Here is a 17,221-nt window from a genome sequence, read left to right as displayed (position 1 = left end):
ACCATGAGCAAGACCGTTGTCTACGAAGTCGAGGTGATGTTCGGCGACTGCGATCCCGCCGGGATCGTCTTCTTCCCGAACTTCAGCAAGTGGATGGACGCCTCGTCGCTGAACTTCTTCGTGCAGTGCGGAGTGCCGCCCTGGCGCGAACTGATGAAGACGACCGGGATCATCGGCACGCCGCTGCTGGAGATCCACACCAAGTTCTTCAAGCCCGCCACCTACGGCGAGCGCCTGCAGATCCACACCAGCGTCACCGAATGGCGCGAGAAAGTGCTGATCCACAAGCACGTGGTCATGCGCGGCGACACCGTGCTGTGCGAAGGCTCCGAGACGCGCGCGTTCTGCATGCGCGACCCGGAGAACCCCGACCGCATCAAGGCGATCCCGATCCCGGACGACATCCGGACCAAGTGTTCCTGACCCCATCCACCGTTTTTCTGTTCCCTGTTCCCGTTCCACCCTCCTAGGAGACATCGCATGAAAGCCCTCAAGACCCTGGTCGCCGCCGCTGTGACCCTGCTCGCCGCCGGCGCCGCACAAGCCGACATCAACATCGGCGTCAGCCTCGCGCTGACCGGCCCCGGCTCCGGTCTGGGCATCCCGATGCAGAACCAGTTCAAGCTGTTCCCCAAGACCATCGCCGGTGAGAAGGTCAACCTGATCGTGCTGGACGACGCGACCGACCCGGGCAAGGGCGCCGCCAACGCGCGCCGCTTCGTGACCGAAGACAAGGTCGACATGATCATCGGCTCGTGCATCACCGCGGTCGCCGCCGCCATGACCGACATCGCCAGCGAAGCCGGCACCGTGCAGCTGGCCGGTTCGCCCGTGGGCGTGCCCGCCGGCAAGGACAAGTGGCTGTTCCGCCTGCCGCAGTCCAACACCGTCATGGGCCACGCCGTGGTCGAAGACATGAAGGAAAAGGGCATCAAGACCATCGGCTTCCTGGGCTACACCGACGCCTACGGCGAGCAATGGCTCAAGGAAATCACGCCCCAGCTGGACAAGGCCGGCATCAAGATCGTCGCCACCGAGCGCTTCGCCCGCACCGACACCAGCGTGACCCCGCAGGCCCTGAAGATCACCGCCGCCAACCCCGACGCGGTGCTGATCGTGGCCTCGGGCTCCGGCGCCGCGATGCCCCAGATGGCGATCGTCGACCGCGGCTTCAAGGGCAAGATCTACCAGACCCACGCCGCAGCCACGCAGGACCTGATGCGCGTCGGCGGCAAGGCCGTCGAAGGCACGCTGGTGGTGTCCGGCCCGGCCGTGATCGCCGAACAGCTGCCCGACAAGCACCCGTCCAAGCCGGTCGCCATCGACTTCGTGCAGAAGTACGAGAAGGCCTACGGCCCGAACTCGCGCAACCAGTTCGCCGGCCACGCCTACGACGCGCAGATCACGCTGGAAAAGGTCATTCCGGTCGCCCTGAAGAAGGCCAAGCCCGGCACCCCCGAGTTCCGCGCCGCCCTGCGCGACGCCATGGAAACCATGGGCCGCACCGTGTTCTCGCACGGCGTGATGAACTGGACCGCCGCCGACCACTGGGGTTACACGCTGGAAACCGGCGTGATGCTCAAGGTCGTCGACGGCAAGTTCAAGGCGGACTGAGCATCCGCACCCCCTGCGTCGCCTTCGGCGCCTCCCCCCTCTCTCGCCTTTGGCGGGAGGGGGGCGACACCTGGGGCCGGCAGAGCCGGACCCTCGGTGTCCCTGGCCTGGACAGCCGCCCTTCTTTCTATCGTTGAAGGTTTTGTATGGATTTCTCTATTGCCAGCATTCTTGCGCTGGACGGCCTGACCAACGGCGCCGTCTATGCCTTGCTGGGCCTGGCGACGGTGCTGGTGTTCACCGTCACCCGGGTCATCTTCATTCCGCAGGGCGAGTTCGTCGCCTATGGGGCGCTCACGCTGGCCATGCTGCAGACCGGCAAGACGCCGGGCACCGTGTGGCTGCTGCTGATCCTGGCGGTCGTGGCTTCGCTGATGGAGCTGCTTGAGCGCTGGCGCCACCACGGCCAGCCCCTGCGCGCGCTGCGCTCGGCGGCCAAGACGCTGGTGCCGCCGGTAGTGATCGCCCTGGTGAGCATCTGGGCCGCGCCGCAGCAGTTCCCGATGTGGGCACAGGCCGCGCTGAGCCTGGCGATCGTCACCAGTTTCGGCCCGCTGGTCTACCGCGTCGCCTACCAGTCGCTGGAGAGTGCCACGCCGCTGGTGCTGCTGATCGTGTCGGTCGGCGTGCACTTCGCCATGACCGGCCTGGGCCTGCTCTTCTTCGGTGCCGAAGGCTTCCGCAATCCCCCGTTCTGGGACTACCGGCTGGAGCTTGGCCCGGTGGCCCTGTCGGGCCAGACCATCGTGATCGCCCTGTGTTCGCTGGCGCTGATCGTGATGCTGCGCCTCTACTTTGAAAGCTCGCTGCGCGGCAAGGCGCTGCGGGCCACCGCGGTCAACCGCACCGGTGCGCGCCTGATGGGCATCTCGACCCACGCGTCGGGCCAGCTGACCTTCACCATGGCGGCCTTCATCGGCGCGCTCTCGGGCCTGCTGATCGGCCCCACCACCACCGTGTTCTACGACTCGGGCTTCCTGATCGGTCTCAAAGGCTTCGTGGCGGCCGTGGTCGCCGGGCTGTCGAGCTACCCCGGCGCGCTGCTGGGTGCGCTGTTTGTTGGTCTGGTCGAGTCCTTCGGCTCGTTCTGGGCCAGCGCCTTCAAGGAGGTCATCGTGTTCACGCTGATCCTGCCGGTGCTGCTGGTGCGTTCGCTGGGCAGCAGCCATTCCGACGAGGACCACTGAAATGGACATTCGCAAAACCGGCCTGCTGGCCCTCATCGCCGCCGTGCCGCTGATCGCGGTGCTGCCGCTGCCCGATTTCTGGATCACGCAGCTCAACTACATCGGCCTGTACAGCCTGACCTGTCTGGGTCTGGTGCTGCTCACCGGCGTCGGTGGCCTCACCTCGTTCGGCCAGGCGGCCTTCGTCGGCATCGGTGCCTACACCACCGCCTGGCTGACGCTGAACATGGACATCTCGCCCTGGCTCACGCTGTTCATCGGCATGGGGTTCACCGCGCTGAGCGCGCTGGTGGTCGGCGTCATCACGCTGCGCATGTCGGGCCACTACCTGCCGCTGGCGACCATCGCCTGGGGCCTGTCGCTCTACTACCTGATGGGCAACCTGGACGCGCTGGGCAAGTACGACGGCCTGCTGGGTCTCAAGAGCCTGTCCATCGGCGGCTTCGACATCGGCCAGGGCCGTGCCTTCTTCGTGCTGACCTGGGGCATCCTGGTCGCTTCGGCGGCCGGCATGCTGCACCTGCTGGACTCGCGGGCCGGCCGTGCGATCCGCTCGCTCAAGGGCGGCTCGCAGATGGCCGAGGCCATGGGCATCAGCACCTTCCGCTACAAGGTCACGATCTTCGTGCTGGCCGCCGTGCTGGCCTCGATCGCGGGCTGGCTGCTGGCGCACTTCCAGCGCACGGTCAACCCCTCGGCCTTCGGCCTGAAGATGGGCATCGAGTACCTGTTCATGACGGTGATCGGCGGCGTCGGCCACGTCTGGGGTGCGATCGTGGGCGCCGGCCTGATCAAGATCCTGGACGACCAGCTGCAGGTGCTGCTGCCCAAGCTGATCGGCACCAGCGGCAGCTACGAGGTGATCGTGTTCGGCGTGCTGATGGTGCTGGTGCTCAAGTACCTGCCCGATGGCCTGTGGTCGGTGGTCGGCAAGAAAATGCCCGCGCCCAAGCGCCAGCAGGACTGGAACGACGCGCCCGCGCTGCCGGCGCGCGACAAGCCGGCGCAGGGCGACCTGGTGCTGGACGTGGACAAGATCCGCAAGCAGTTCGGCGGTCTGACCGCGGTGAACGACATCAGCTTCCAGATCCAGGCGGGCCAGATCGTCGGCCTGATCGGCCCCAACGGCGCCGGCAAGTCGACCACCTTCAACCTGGTCACCGGCGTGCTGTCGCTGACCAGCGGCTCGGTGAAGTTCCGCGGCGAGACCATCAGTGGCCACTCTTCGCGCGAGATCTCGCGCAAGGGCATGGCGCGCACGTTCCAGCACGTCAAGATGATCCCGGACATGACGGTACTGGAGAACGTGGCCCTGGGCGCCCACACCCGCGGCAGCAAGGGCGTGCTCTCGGCCATGCTGCGCAGCAACCGGGCCGAAGAGAAGCGCCTGTTCAAGGAAGCGCAGCGCCAGCTCGAACGCATCGGCATGGGCGACTACCTGCACGAGCAGGCCGGCAACCTGGCCATGGGTCCGCAGCGGCTGATGGAGATCGCGCGCGCCCTGTGCGCCGATCCGGCCTTGCTGCTGCTCGATGAACCCGCCGCCGGCCTGCGCCACAAGGAGAAGCAGGGCCTGGCCGACGTGCTGCGCCAGCTCAAGTCGGAAGGCATGAGCATCCTGCTGGTCGAGCACGACATGGATCTGGTGATGCAGATCTGCGACCACCTGGTGGTCATGGAGTTCGGCACCCTGCTCACCCAGGGCACGCCCGAGCATGTGCAGCAAGACCCGATGGTGCGCGCCGCGTACCTGGGCACCGAACACTGAACGGGAACCCGTCCCATGAGCACCCCCCTTCTCCAGATCAGCGACCTGCGCGCCGGCTACGGCCGCGCCGAGGTGCTGCACGGCATCAGCCTGCACGCCGACAAGGGCAGCGTCATCACCGTCATCGGCCCCAACGGTGCCGGCAAGTCGACCCTGCTCAACACCATCATGGGCATCCTGCCCGGCAAGGGCCGCCTGCACTTCGACGGCCAGGACATCAGCGCGCTCACGCTCGAGGAGCGCGTGATGCTGGGCATGGCCCTGGTGCCCGAGAAGCGCGAGCTGTTCGGCACCATGTCGGTGGAAGACAACCTGCTGCTGGGCGGTTTCCGCCAGATGCGGCTGGGCAATGCGCAATGGCGCGACCGGCTGGCCGACGTGTTCGACATCTTTCCGCGCCTGAAGGAGCGCCGCGCCCAGCTCGCCGGCACGCTCTCGGGCGGCGAGCGGCAGATGCTGGCCGTGGGCCGCGCCCTGATGGGGCGCCCCGCCCTGCTGATGCTCGACGAACCCAGCCTGGGCCTTGCGCCGCTGATCGTGCGCGAGATCTTTTCCATCATCGACAACCTGCGCAAGACCGGCGTGACCATCGTGCTGGTGGAACAGAACGCGCGCGCCGCGCTGCAGGTGGCCGACCACGGCTATGTGCTGGAAATGGGCGAACTCAGCGCCGAAGGCCCGGCCGACCAGCTCGCCAACGATCCCCGCGTGATCGAGACCTATCTCGGCAGCGCACAAAAAGCGGCCTGACCGCACACACTGGAGACAAGCCATGAAGACGTCGTCGATCCACCGTCCGCGCGCCCTGCACCTGGTGCTGCCGGCCTCCCTCGGCCTGGCGCTCAGCGCCTGCGGCAGCCTGCCCGCGGGCAGCAGCGCTGGCGGCCCGCTCAAGGCCGCCGAAGGGGCGGCATTGCAACAGTGCGAAACGCTGGCCGCCGGCTTCCGCCACGACAACACCAGCATCGACTCGGCCACGGTGCAGGCCGCCGGCGCGCTCAAGCTGGGCAGCCAGCCGGTCGCCGAACACTGCCTCGTCAAGGGCGCGATGTTCAAGCGCAAGGGCAGCGACAACCGCGACTACGCGATCGGTTTCGAGATGCGCCTGCCCAAGGCCTGGAACGGTCGCTTCTACTACCAGGGCAACGGCGGTCTCGACGGCGCCGTGCAACCCGCGCAGGGTGCGCTGGGCGGCGGCCCGCTGACCGGCGCCCTGGCCCAGGGTTTTGCCGTCATCAGCTCCGACGCCGGCCACACCGGCGCGCAGACGCCCTTCTTCGGCGCCGAGCCGCAGTCGCGGCTGGACTACGGCTACCAGGCCGTCGCCAAGCTCACGCCCATGGCCAAGGCCCTGATCGCCAGCGCCTACGGCAAGGGTCCGGACCGCTCCTACCTGGGCGGTTGCTCCAACGGCGGCCGCCACGCGATGGTCGAGGCCGCGCGCGGCCAGTCCTACGACGGCTACCTCGTCGGCGCGCCCGGCTACCGCCTGCCCAATGCGGCGCTGGCCCAGCTCTGGGGCGCGCAGCAGTGGGCGCCGCTGGCCGTGGCCGGTGCCACCACCAAGCACCCGCTCAACCCGAACGCCTCCATCCCCGACCTCAGCGGCGCCTTCACCAAGGCCGAACGCCAGCTGGTCGCCAGCGCCATCCTCGCCAAGTGCGACGCGCTCGACGGTGCGAAGGACGGCCTGGTGCAGGCCACGCAGGCCTGCCAGTCGGCCTTCAACCTCAAGACCGATGTCGCGACCTGCAGCGGTGAACGCAATGGCCAGTGCCTGAGCACCGCGCAGAAGGACGTGATCGCCAGTGTGTTCGCCGGTGGCCGCACGACCGGTGGCCAGGCCATCTACTCGGCCTTCCCGCTCGACCCGGGTCTGGCCGGTGACAACTGGGCGATGTGGAAGTTCGCCAACGCGGTGGCACTGGACCCGCTGTCGGTCGGCACCGTCTTCAGCACGCCGCCCGGCCCGGTCGATCCGCTCAAGGACGACCTGAACGCCCGCCTGCCGCTGTTCAGCGCGACCAATGACGTGTACCGCGAATCGGGCCTGTCGCTCATGACCCCGCCCGGCAACGACAAGCCCGTGAGCCTCGCCAGGCTCAAGGACCGCGGCGCCAAGATGGTGATCTACCACGGTGTGGCCGACGCGATCTTCTCCGCCGAAGACACGCGCCAGTGGCTGCTGCGCCTGGACCAGGCCCTGGGCGGCAAGGCCGACAGTTTTGCGCGCTTCTTCCCGGTGCCCGGCATGGCGCACTGCAGCGGCGGCCTGGCCACCGACCAGTTCGACCTGCTCTCGCCGCTGGTGAAGTGGGTGGAACAGGGCGTGCCCCCGCAGGCCGTGCCGGCCACCGCGCGTGGCGCCGGCAACCCCGGTGGCGAAAACAAGGAGCTGCCCGCCGACTGGTCCGCCAGCCGCAGCCGCCCTCTGTGCGCCTACCCGACGGTCGCGACCTACAAGGGCTCGGGCTCGCTGGAAGACGCCGCGAACTTCAGCTGCCGCTGAACCACGCCAAGAGGCCGACCATGCACACCGTTCACACGATTCGACTGGCCAGCCTCGTGGCCGCCACACTGACCATCGCCGCCCCCGTGGCGATGGCGCAAGGCACCGACTGTGCGGCCTTCGCCGCGCAGGCCCCGGCGGGCGTCACGCTGACCGCCGAGCGCATCCAGGGCGACACCGTGCGCCCGCCCGGACAGGGCGGCGGGCCGCTGCTGGTCGAGCACTGCCGCCTCAGCGGCAAGATGGGTGAACGGATGGGGCAGGACGGCAAGCCTTACCACATCGGTTTCGAGCTGCGCTTGCCCACCCAGTGGAACGGGCGCCTGCTCTACCAGGGCGGCGGCGGCAACGACGGCGTGGTGCGCCCGGCGGTCGGCCCGCAGGCCACCGGCGGCCCCGGCGGCTACGCGCTCAACCGCGGCTTCGCCGTCGTCACCACCGACGCCGGCCACCAGGGGCCGACCGCCGACTTCGGCTTCGACCCCATCGCCCGCACCGACAACGCCTACGCCGCGCACGACCGCGTGGCCGTGACCGCCAAGGACCTGGTGCGCCGCTTCTACAGCAAGCCGGCCGACAAGTCCTACTTCATCGGCTGCTCGGGCGGCGGGCGCCAGGGGATGATGTTCACGCAGCGTTTCCCGCAGCACTTCGACGGCGTGATCGCGATGGCGCCGGCCATGCGCGTCTCCAAGGGCGCGACCATCGCCGCGGCCTGGGACACGCAGGCGCTGCAGGCGATTGCGCCCGCAGGCACCGACGGCAAACCCGCCATCAGCATGGCGCTGTCCAACAACGACCTGGGCCTGCTGCGCAAGGGCATCCTCGACGCCTGCGATGCGGACGACGGCCTGGCCGATGGCCTGGTGTCCAACCCCGCCGCCTGCCGCTTCGACGTGAAGAAGCTGCAATGCAGCGGCGCCAAGGACGACAGCTGCCTCTCGGCCCCGCAGGTCGGCGCGCTGCAGAAGGTCTTCTCAGGCGCGCGCAACAGCGCCGGCAAGCCGCTGTACTTCAGCTGGCCCTGGGACGCGGGCGTCGGTCACCCGGCCAACGACTGGCGCGCCTGGAAGCTGGGCACCGCCACCGCCGGCACACCCAACTCGCGCCACGTGTTCCTGATGCAGGACGCGCTGCAGGGCTACTTCGTCACGCCGCCCGACCGCTCGCTGTCGATCCTGGCGTTCGACTTTGACCGCGACCCGGCGCGCATGGACGCGCACAGCTGGATCTTCAACACCGCCGACGACGTCAAGCTCGCGGGCTACAGGGCGCGCGGCGGCAAGCTGCTGTTCGCCCACGGCATGGCCGACCCGATCTTCTCGCCCGACGAGATGATCGACTACTACCAGCGCCTGAGCGCCGAACACGGCGCCACCACGCCCGACTTCGCGCGCCTGTTCCTGATTCCCGGCATGGGCCACTGCAGCGGCGGCGCCGCCACCGACAGCTGGGACGGCCTGAGCGCGCTGGTCGACTGGGTCGAAAAGGGCCAGGCTCCGCAGCAGATCACCGCCGCAGGCACCACCGTCTTCCCCGGCCGCACCCGCCCGCTCTGCGCCTGGCCGAAACACGCCCACTACAACGGCAGCGGCAACCCCGAAGACGCCGCGAACTTCAGCTGCCGCTGAGCCCGCGCCCCACCGTCCATCGCCAGGAGACACGCATGTACTACGAGCCGGGCAAGACACCCCACGGCCTGCCGCACGATCCGTTCAAGTCCTGCGTGATCCCGCGCCCCATCGGCTGGATCTCCACGGTGGACGCGCAGGGGCGCGACAACCTCGCGCCCTACAGCCAGTTCCAGAACGTGACCTTCGATCCGCCGATCGTCATGTTCAGCGCCAACCAGACCACCCAGGGCGAACGCAAGGACTCGGTGCACAACGCCGAGCAGATGGGCCAGTTCGTCTGGAACATGGCGACCTACGCGCTGCGCGAGGCCGTGAATATCAGTGCCGAAGAGCTGCCGCTGGGCGTGGACGAGTTTCAGCGCGCCGGGCTGGAGAAGCTGGAGAGCCGGCTCGTGAAACCCAAGCGCATCAAGGGCTCGCCGATCCAGTTCGAGTGCGAGTACCTCAACACCCTGCGCTTCCCCGGCCGGCCGCCGATGGGCACGGTCGACGTGGTGTTCGGCCGCGTGGTCGGCATCCACATCGACGATGCCTACATCGATGGCAACGGCCTGGTCGACGTGCTCAAGATCCAGCCGATCGCGCGCATGGGCTACTACGACTACACCGTGGTCGACAACAAGTTCCAGATGGTCATCCCCGGCAACAGCAAGGCCCTGCTCGCCGGTCTCGAAGGCTCGCCCGACAAGGCCCAGGACGCCACCGGCGGCCGCTGACGCTCTTCCCTTTTTCGCCCCCCGCACACCGTGAACCACTTCCAGCCCGCCACCGCCGACATGGCCTTCATCCTGCAGTCCGTGCTGCAGGCCCCGCAACAGCTGCAGGCGCTGCCCGCGTACTCGGGTGAAGGGACCGAAGCCGACGCCGACCTGATGCAGCAGGTGCTCGAAGAGTCGGGCAAGTTCGTGGCCGAGGTGGTGGCGCCGCTGACGCGCGACGGCGACGAGATCGGTGCCCAGTGGAAGGACGGCGCCGTCACCATGCCGCCGGGTTTTCGCGACGCCTACCAGGCCTTCTGGCAGGCCGGCTGGCCTGCCCTGGCCTGCGCCACCGAGGACGGCGGCCAGGGCCTGCCCGCGGTGCTCGAAGCCATGCTCTACGAGATGCTCAGCGCCGCCAACCACGGCTGGACCATGGCGCCCGGACTGCTGCACGGCGCCTACGAGTGCATCAAGCACCACGCGTCGGACGCGCTGAAGGCGCAGTACCTGGAAAAGGTGGCGACCGGCGAGTGGCTGGCGACCATGTGCCTGACCGAGCCGCACGCCGGCTCCGACCTCGGCCTGTGCCGCACCAAGGCCGTCCCCATGGCCGACGGCCGCTACGCGCTGTCGGGCACCAAGATCTTCATTTCCGGCGGCGAACACGACCTGACCGACAACATCGTGCACCTGGTGCTCGCCCGCCTGCCCGACGCGCCGCCCGGCCCCAAGGGGCTGTCGCTGTTCCTCTGCCCGAAGTTCTACCCGGATGGCACGCGCAGCGCGGCCGTCTGCGAGCGCATCGAGGAGAAGATGGGCCTGCACGGCAGCCCGACCTGCGTGATGCGCTTCGACGAGGCGCCGGGCTGGATCGTGGGTGAGCCGGGCAAGGGCCTGAACGCGATGTTCGTGATGATGAACGCCGCGCGGCTGCACGTGGGCCTGCAGGGCATCGGCCTGCTCGAAGCCGCCTGGCAGAAGGCCGACGCGTATTCGAAGGAGCGCCGCCAGATGCGCGCGCCCGGCGGCTCCGAGAAAGCGGGCGAGGCCGACCTGATCGAGCAGCACCCGGCCATGCGCCGCATCCTCGACGCGCAGCGCGCCTGGATCGACGCCGGCCGCGTGGTCGCCTACCGCACCGCCATCGAACTCGACATCCTCAAACACCACGGCAACGCCGCCCGGCGCGAGGCCGCCGGCCGCTGGTGCACCCTGGTCACGCCGGTGCTCAAGGCCGCCTGGACCGACCAGGCCTTCCACGGCGCCAGCGCCTGCCTGCAGGTGTTCGGCGGCCACGGCTACGTGCGCGAATGGGGCATCGAACAGATCGTGCGCGACTCGCGCGTGTCCATGATCTACGAGGGCACCAACGAAATCCAGGCGATCGACCTGCTGCTGCGCAAGACCCTGCCCGACGGTGGTGCGTCGCTGCTGACGCTGCTGGGCGAGCTGGCGGCCGACCTGGGCGACGACGACCAGGCCACCCGGGTGAAGGCCCAGTTCGCCGGTTTCGCCGGCTTCCTGCGCGAGCGCCTGCTGCCCCGCGCCACCGCCAAGGACGCGCCCGCCGACCTGGCGCACTGGCTGGCCGACGACTTCCTGCGCGCGCTCACGCTGCTGCTGATGGCCTGGGCCTGGGCGCGCATCGGCGCCACCCCGGGTGCCGATGCCAGCCGCTGGCAGACCGCCCAGCAAGGCTTCTGGCGCTGGGTCTGGCCCGAGTTCGGCATGCGCGTGTCGATGATGGACTCGACCCTCGCCGGGTGAACCCCACCGCGCGCCTGGCAACGACCCCGTTATCCTTGGCCACCATGTCCGAAACCTCTGTCGCCAACACCCTGCGCCGACCGCGTGCGCCACGCAAGACCGCGGCGCCTGCCACCACATTCCCGGTCGTGGACAACGATTCCGGCATCGACACCAGCTACCTCGAGACGCTGCTGGGCTACAACGCCCGCCGCGCCGCGCTGGCGGTGATCGGCGTGTTCCTGCAGCGCATGGCGCCCTACGGCCTGCGACCGGTCGATTTCTCGGTGCTGACACTGATCGCGCACAACCCGGGCATCACCTCGCGCCAGCTCTGCGCGGCGCTGGACATCCTGCCGCCCAACCTGGTGGGCATGATCAAGAGCCTGGACCAGCGCGGCCTGATCGAGCGCCGCCCCCATCCGACCGACCGGCGCGCCCAGGGTCTGCACGTCTCGGCGGCGGGCAAGAAGCTGCAGAAGAGCGCCCAGGCCACCGCGACCCAGCTCGAAAGCGATGTGGCCAGCCGGCTCACCGCGCAGGAACTCGACACCCTCAAGGACCTGCTGCGCAAGGTGTACCGAGGTTAGCGACCCGCGCAGCGTTGGGGGCGACAGGGCCAGCCGCCGGGCCGCCCCAAGGCAGGCCCAGCCCCTCGGGGGACAGCGACCCGCGCAGCGGTGGAGCGTGGGGGCCACCCTCTGCAATCCGGGTAAATCCCGACCGTTCTTTCCCCGTCTCGCGGGCTTGCCCAGCTAGCGAACTGCTAGCGCGCGCCGTATAGTGGGTTCAAGCCTCGACACAGAAGGCTGGTCCAGGAGACAACCCATGAGTGCCAAAGACCAAGCGGCGGTCATTCAGCTGTTCGACCTGCTGGAATCGCGCTACGCCATGCGCGTGATCTGGGCCCTGAGCGACGGCCACCCGCAAACCTTCCGGTTGCTGCAGGACAGCGTCGGCGGTGTCACGCCCAACACCCTCAACACCCGGTTGAAAGAACTCCGCGCGGCACGCCTGGTCGACCACACCGGCGACGGCTACCGCCTCACGCCCCAGGGCGCCGAACTTGCGCGGCGCATGACCGAAGTGCAGCAGTTCGCCGGCCGCTGGGCCCAGCAGCAGGCCCGGGCGGCGATGGCGGGGGTCGCGGCAACACCTGCCGCCGTACACGCGCCCTGAAAACAGGTGCTCAGGGGGTGGGCACGACCTTCTGGCGCTGCTGGCCCAGGCCACGCCCGCCCAGCGTGACCACATCACCCGCCTGAAGGAACAGCGGCGGTTTGTGCCCCATGCCCACGCCCGGCGGGGTGCCGGTCGGGATCACGTCACCCGGCTGCAGCGCCATGAAGCGGCTGAGGTAGCTCACGATCTGCGCCACACCAAAGATCATGGTGCGCGTGTTGCCGGTCTGGCGCCGCTGGCCGTTCACGTCCAGCCAGAGATCGACGTCCTGCACGTTGCCCAGTTCGTCTGGTGTCACCAGCCAGGGGCCGATCGGGCAATGCGTCGGGTAGCTCTTGCCCTTGGTCCACTGGCCCTCATATTCGATCTGGAACGCGCGCTCTGAAACGTCGTTGACCAGGCAGTAGCCGGCCACGTGTTGCAGCGCCTCCGCCTCGTTCACCTGGAAGGCCCGTTCGCCGATCACGATGCCCAGCTCCACCTCCCAGTCCAGCTTCTGCGAGCCGGGCGCGATCCAGAGATCGTCGTCCAGGCCGCTGATGGCGCCGTTGTGCTTGTTGAAGACGATCGGCTGGCCCGGCGCCTTCATGCCGGATTCGGCCGCGTGGTCGGCGTAGTTCAGGCCGATGCAGACCACATTGCCCACCGCCCCCACGCAGGGGCCGAGCCGGCTGCCGGCGGGCACCGGCGGCAGCGCGGCCGGGTCGAGGGTCGCCAGCCGCCGCATAGAATCACGCCCCAGCACGGCGCCGGCGATGTCCGGCACCACGCCCGACAGGTCGCGCAGCGTCCCGCTGGCGTCGATCAGGCCGGGTTTTTCCGCGCCGGGAAGGCCGTGGCGAATCAGTTTCATGCGGTTTTCCTCGTGTTTTGGGGCTGAAAACCCGCCATTCTGAGGCCGTCCCGGCTTTTTTCCTGTCGCCCCCTTGAAGCCCCTGCGGGCGCCCCCATGTGCCGCGCACGGGCAGCGTTGCCCCGATTTTCTGGAACCTTGTTTGTCATGAGCCAACCACAGAACCCCGCCGACAACCCCCAGACCGCCCACCAGAGCACCGAAGAAGCGCTGGCCGCTGCCGCGGTGGCCGAAGCCGACGCGCTGGCCGCCCTGACCAACGAGGTCAGCGACCTCAAGGCCAAGAACTCCGACCTGGCCGACCAGTTCCTGCGCGCCAAGGCCGAGGCCGAAAACGCCCGCCGCCGCGCCGACGAGGAAATCAGCAAGGCCCGCAAGTTCGCGGTCGAGAGCTTTGCCGAGAGCCTGCTGCCGGTGCTCGACAGCCTGGAAGCCGGCCTGGCGGTGCAGGAAGCCTCGGTGCAGCAGATCCGGGAAGGCGCCGACGCCACGCTCAAGCAGCTGCGCAGCGCCCTCGAGCGCAACAAGGTGATCGCCATCGCGCCCGACGCCGGCGCCAGGTTCGACCCCGCCCAGCACCAGGCCATCAGCCTCGTGCCCGCCGACCAGCCAACCAACACCGTGGTCACCGTGCTGCAGAAGGGCTACCTGATCGCCGAGCGCGTGCTGCGGCCGGCCCTGGTCACCGTCGCGGCGCCCAAATAAAGGCAGGAAACCCGGCCAGCCGGTCTTGAAAAGTCCACCGGTTATCCACACCTCCTCCACAACGGGCCCACAGCCCACCCACACACTTATTCAATCTTTCGAACCGGAGCAAAACATGGGAAAAATCATCGGCATCGACCTGGGCACCACCAACTCTTGTGTGTCCATCATGGAAGGCAACACCACCAAGGTGATCGAGAACTCGGAAGGTGCGCGCACCACGCCGTCGATCGTGGCCTACCAGGAAGACGGTGAAGTGCTGGTCGGCGCCTCGGCCAAGCGCCAGGCCGTGACCAATCCCCGCAACACGCTCTACGCGATCAAGCGCCTGATCGGCCGCAAGTTCACCGAGAAGGAAGTGCAGAAGGACATCGACCTGATGCCCTACTCCATCGTGGCCGCCGACAACGGCGACGCCTGGGTGGAAGTGCGCGGCAAGAAGCTGTCGGCCCAGCAGGTCTCGGCCGACATCCTGCGCAAGATGAAGAAGACCGCCGAGGACTACCTGGGCGAGCCCGTGACCGAAGCCGTGATCACGGTGCCGGCCTACTTCAACGACGCCCAGCGCCAAGCCACCAAGGACGCCGGCCGCATCGCCGGCCTGGAAGTCAAGCGCATCATCAACGAGCCCACCGCGGCCGCGCTGGCCTTCGGTCTGGACAAGACCGAAAAGGGCGACCGCAAGATCGCCGTGTATGACCTGGGTGGCGGCACCTTCGACGTGTCCATCATCGAGATCGCCGACGTCGACGGCGAAAAGCAGTTCGAGGTGCTGTCCACCAACGGCGACACCTTCCTGGGCGGCGAAGACTTCGACCAGCGCATCATCGATTTCATCATCGGCGAGTTCAAGAAGGACCAGGGCGTCGACCTGTCCAAGGACGTGCTGGCCCTGCAGCGCCTGAAGGAAGCCGCCGAAAAGGCCAAGATCGAGCTGTCCAGCTCGGCCGCGACCGACATCAACCTGCCCTACATCACCGCCGACGCCTCGGGTCCGAAGCACCTGAACATCAAGCTCACGCGCGCCAAGCTCGAAGCCCTGGTGGAAGAGCTGATCGAACGCACGATCGCCCCCTGCCGCACCGCCATCAAGGACGCCGGCGTGGCCGTCGGTGACATCCATGACGTGATCCTGGTCGGCGGCATGACCCGCATGCCCAAGGTGCAGGAAAAGGTCAAGGAGTTCTTCGGCAAGGACCCGCGCAAGGACGTGAACCCCGACGAAGCCGTGGCCGTCGGCGCCGCCATCCAGGGCCAGGTGCTCTCCGGTGACCGCAAGGACGTGCTGCTGCTGGACGTGACCCCGCTGTCGCTGGGCATCGAGACCATGGGCGGCGTGATGACCAAGATGATCGCCAAGAACACCACCATCCCGACCAAGTTCGGCCAAGTGTTCTCGACCGCCGAAGACAACCAGCCGGCCGTGACCATCAAGGTGTTCCAGGGCGAGCGCGAAATCGCTGCCGGCAACAAGCTGCTGGGCGAGTTCAACCTCGAAGGCATCCCCAGCGCACCGCGCGGCATGCCGCAGATCGAAGTGACCTTCGACATCGACGCCAACGGCATCCTGCACGTGGGCGCCAAGGACAAGGGCACCGGCAAGGAAAACAAGATCACCATCAAGGCCAACTCCGGCCTGTCTGAAGAAGAAATCCAGAAGATGGTCAAGGACGCCGAGCTGAACTCCGCCGACGACAAGAAGAAGGTCGAGCTGGTGCAGGCCCGCAACCAGGCCGAAGCCATGGCGCACAGCGTGAAGAAGTCGCTGGGCGAACACGGTGACAAGCTGGACGCCGGCGAGAAGGAAGCCATCGAAGCCGCGATCAAGGACCTCGAAGAAGCCGCCAAGGGCGACGACAAGGCCGCGATCGAAGCCAAGACCGAAGCGCTGATGACCACCAGCCAGAAGCTGGGCGAGAAGGTGTACGCCGCCTCGCAGGCCGAAGCCGCGGCGGCCGGTGCCGCCGGTGGTGCCGAACAGGCCGCCGCCGGTGCATCGTCGTCCGCCAAGGACGACGACATCGTCGACGCCGAAGTCAAGGAAGTGAAGAAGGGCTGATCGCCGCGCTCCCGCGTTCAACCCATCGCCGCGTCGGGGCAACCTGACGCGGCGTTTCTGCTCAACAGAACCTCCGATTCACCACCATGGCCAAACGCGATTTTTACGAAGTGCTGGGCGTGCCCAAGAACGCCTCGGACGACGAGATCAAGAAGGCGTATCGCAAGCTGGCGATGAAGCACCACCCTGACCGCAACCAGGGAGATGCCGCCAAGGTCGCCGAAGAGAAGTTCAAGGAGGCCAAGGAAGCCTACGAGATGCTGTCGGACCCGCAGAAGAAGGCGGCCTACGACCAGTACGGCCACGCCGGCGTGGACCCAAACATGCGCGGTGGCCCGGGCGGCCCCGGCGCGGAAGGTTTTGCCGGCTTCGGCGAAGCCTTCGGCGACATCTTCGGCGACATCTTCGGCGGCCAGCGCCGTGGTGGCGGCGGCCGTCAGGTCTACCGTGGCGCCGACCTATCGTACGCGATGGAAATCAGCCTCGAAGAAGCGGCCACCGGCAAGGAAACGCAGATCCGCATCCCGAGCTGGGACGACTGCGAAACCTGCAAGGGCAGCGGCGCCAAGCCCGGCACCAGCGCCAAGACCTGCACCTCCTGCCACGGCCAGGGCGTGGTGCAGATGCGCCAGGGTTTCTTCAGCGTGCAGCAGACCTGCCCGCACTGCCACGGCAGCGGCAAGATCATTCCCGAGCCCTGCACCACCTGCAGCGGCCAGGGCAAGATCAAGAAGCAGAAGACGCTGGAAATCAAGATCCCGTCGGGCATCGACGACGGCCAGCGCATCCGCTCCAGCGGCAACGGCGAACCGGGCCAGAACGGCGGCCCCGCCGGCGACCTCTACATCGAGATCCGCCTGCGCAAGCACGACATCTTCGAACGCGAGGGCGACGACCTGCACTGCCAGGTGCCGGTGAGCATGACCACCGCCGCGCTCGGCGGCGAGATCGACGTGCCCACGCTGCAAGGCAAGGCCACCATCGACCTGCCCGAAGGCACGCAGAGCGGCAAGACCTTCCGCCTGCGCGGCAAGGGTGTCAAGGGCGTGCGCAGCAGCTACCCCGGCGACCTCTACTGCCACGTGGCGGTGGAGACGCCGGTGAAGCTGACCGAGCACCAGCGCAAGCTGCTCAAGGAACTCGACGAGTCGTTCAAGAAGGGTGGCCACAAGCACAGCCCGAACGACAAGGGGTGGTTTGAGAAGGCGAAGAGCTTTTTCAGCTGATTCGCGCTGTAGGGTTCAGAAACGGAAAGGGGCGACG

The 17,221-nt window shown here is 67.9% G+C and carries 15 protein-coding genes; 14 read left to right on the top strand and 1 reads right to left on the bottom strand.

Annotated features, from left to right (window positions below):
- Window positions 1-3 precede the first annotated feature (3 nt).
- From ACS5NL_RS03805 to ACS5NL_RS03755, 11 genes are all read left to right on the top strand, one after another.
- Window positions 4-423 (top strand): acyl-CoA thioesterase, encoded by a 420-nt coding sequence (locus tag ACS5NL_RS03805; protein WP_439352262.1) that lies wholly within the window; start codon window positions 4-6, stop codon window positions 421-423.
- Between the two features lie 57 nt (window positions 424-480).
- Window positions 481-1,614: an ABC transporter substrate-binding protein gene (locus ACS5NL_RS03800; protein WP_439352260.1), complete on the top strand. Its 1,134-nt coding sequence runs from the start codon at window positions 481-483 to the stop codon at window positions 1,612-1,614.
- 146 nt (window positions 1,615-1,760) lie between these two features.
- Window positions 1,761-2,801, top strand: a complete 1,041-nt coding sequence (locus tag ACS5NL_RS03795) for a branched-chain amino acid ABC transporter permease (RefSeq protein WP_439352258.1) — start codon at window positions 1,761-1,763, stop codon at window positions 2,799-2,801.
- Between the two features lies 1 nt (window position 2,802).
- Window positions 2,803-4,569: a branched-chain amino acid ABC transporter ATP-binding protein/permease gene (locus tag ACS5NL_RS03790; RefSeq protein ID WP_439352256.1), complete on the top strand. Its 1,767-nt coding sequence runs from the start codon at window positions 2,803-2,805 to the stop codon at window positions 4,567-4,569.
- A 15-nt stretch (window positions 4,570-4,584) separates the two neighbouring features.
- On the top strand, window positions 4,585-5,319 hold the full coding sequence (locus ACS5NL_RS03785) for an ABC transporter ATP-binding protein (RefSeq protein WP_439352255.1): 735 nt from the start codon (window positions 4,585-4,587) through the stop codon (window positions 5,317-5,319).
- 22 nt (window positions 5,320-5,341) lie between these two features.
- Window positions 5,342-7,078: a tannase/feruloyl esterase family alpha/beta hydrolase gene (locus tag ACS5NL_RS03780; protein ID WP_439352254.1), complete on the top strand. Its 1,737-nt coding sequence runs from the start codon at window positions 5,342-5,344 to the stop codon at window positions 7,076-7,078.
- 20 nt (window positions 7,079-7,098) lie between these two features.
- On the top strand, window positions 7,099-8,709 hold the full coding sequence (locus ACS5NL_RS03775; RefSeq protein ID WP_439352253.1) for a tannase/feruloyl esterase family alpha/beta hydrolase: 1,611 nt from the start codon (window positions 7,099-7,101) through the stop codon (window positions 8,707-8,709).
- Window positions 8,710-8,744: 35 nt separating this feature from the next.
- Entirely contained in the window at window positions 8,745-9,428 is a 684-nt protein-coding gene (locus ACS5NL_RS03770; RefSeq protein WP_439352252.1) for a flavin reductase family protein, read from the top strand.
- A gap of 60 nt (window positions 9,429-9,488) precedes the next feature.
- Window positions 9,489-11,180, top strand: a complete 1,692-nt coding sequence (locus ACS5NL_RS03765) for an acyl-CoA dehydrogenase family protein (RefSeq protein WP_439352549.1) — start codon at window positions 9,489-9,491, stop codon at window positions 11,178-11,180.
- Window positions 11,181-11,224: 44 nt separating this feature from the next.
- Window positions 11,225-11,749: a MarR family winged helix-turn-helix transcriptional regulator gene (locus ACS5NL_RS03760; protein ID WP_439352251.1), complete on the top strand. Its 525-nt coding sequence runs from the start codon at window positions 11,225-11,227 to the stop codon at window positions 11,747-11,749.
- A 238-nt stretch (window positions 11,750-11,987) separates the two neighbouring features.
- Window positions 11,988-12,338, top strand: coding sequence for a winged helix-turn-helix transcriptional regulator (locus ACS5NL_RS03755; RefSeq protein ID WP_439352250.1), 351 nt, complete (start codon window positions 11,988-11,990; stop codon window positions 12,336-12,338).
- Window positions 12,339-12,348: 10 nt separating this feature from the next.
- Here the strand turns inward: ACS5NL_RS03755 and ACS5NL_RS03750 are convergent, their stop codons facing one another.
- Complete coding sequence (locus tag ACS5NL_RS03750) at window positions 12,349-13,194, bottom strand: fumarylacetoacetate hydrolase family protein (protein WP_439352249.1); 846 nt, start codon at window positions 13,192-13,194, stop codon at window positions 12,349-12,351.
- 147 nt (window positions 13,195-13,341) lie between these two features.
- Between ACS5NL_RS03750 and grpE the strand changes: the two genes are divergently transcribed.
- The 3 genes from grpE (at window position 13,342) to dnaJ (ending at window position 17,184) form a co-directional block, all read left to right on the top strand.
- Window positions 13,342-13,899: a nucleotide exchange factor GrpE gene (gene grpE / locus ACS5NL_RS03745; protein ID WP_439352248.1), complete on the top strand. Its 558-nt coding sequence runs from the start codon at window positions 13,342-13,344 to the stop codon at window positions 13,897-13,899.
- Between the two features lie 115 nt (window positions 13,900-14,014).
- On the top strand, window positions 14,015-15,958 hold the full coding sequence (gene dnaK, locus ACS5NL_RS03740) for a molecular chaperone DnaK (RefSeq protein ID WP_439352247.1): 1,944 nt from the start codon (window positions 14,015-14,017) through the stop codon (window positions 15,956-15,958).
- An 86-nt stretch (window positions 15,959-16,044) separates the two neighbouring features.
- Window positions 16,045-17,184 carry a molecular chaperone DnaJ gene (gene dnaJ / locus ACS5NL_RS03735; RefSeq protein ID WP_439352246.1) on the top strand — a complete coding sequence of 380 codons (1,140 nt, stop codon included), beginning with the start codon at window positions 16,045-16,047 and terminating at the stop codon, window positions 17,182-17,184.
- Window positions 17,185-17,221: the final 37 nt, after the last annotated feature.

The sequence above is a fragment of the Hydrogenophaga sedimenti genome, from assembly GCF_051857515.1.
GTDB lineage: Bacteria > Pseudomonadota > Gammaproteobacteria > Burkholderiales > Burkholderiaceae_C > Hydrogenophaga.
Note: the sequence above shows the minus strand (reverse complement) of the source record. Positions and strands in the feature narration are given on the sequence as shown.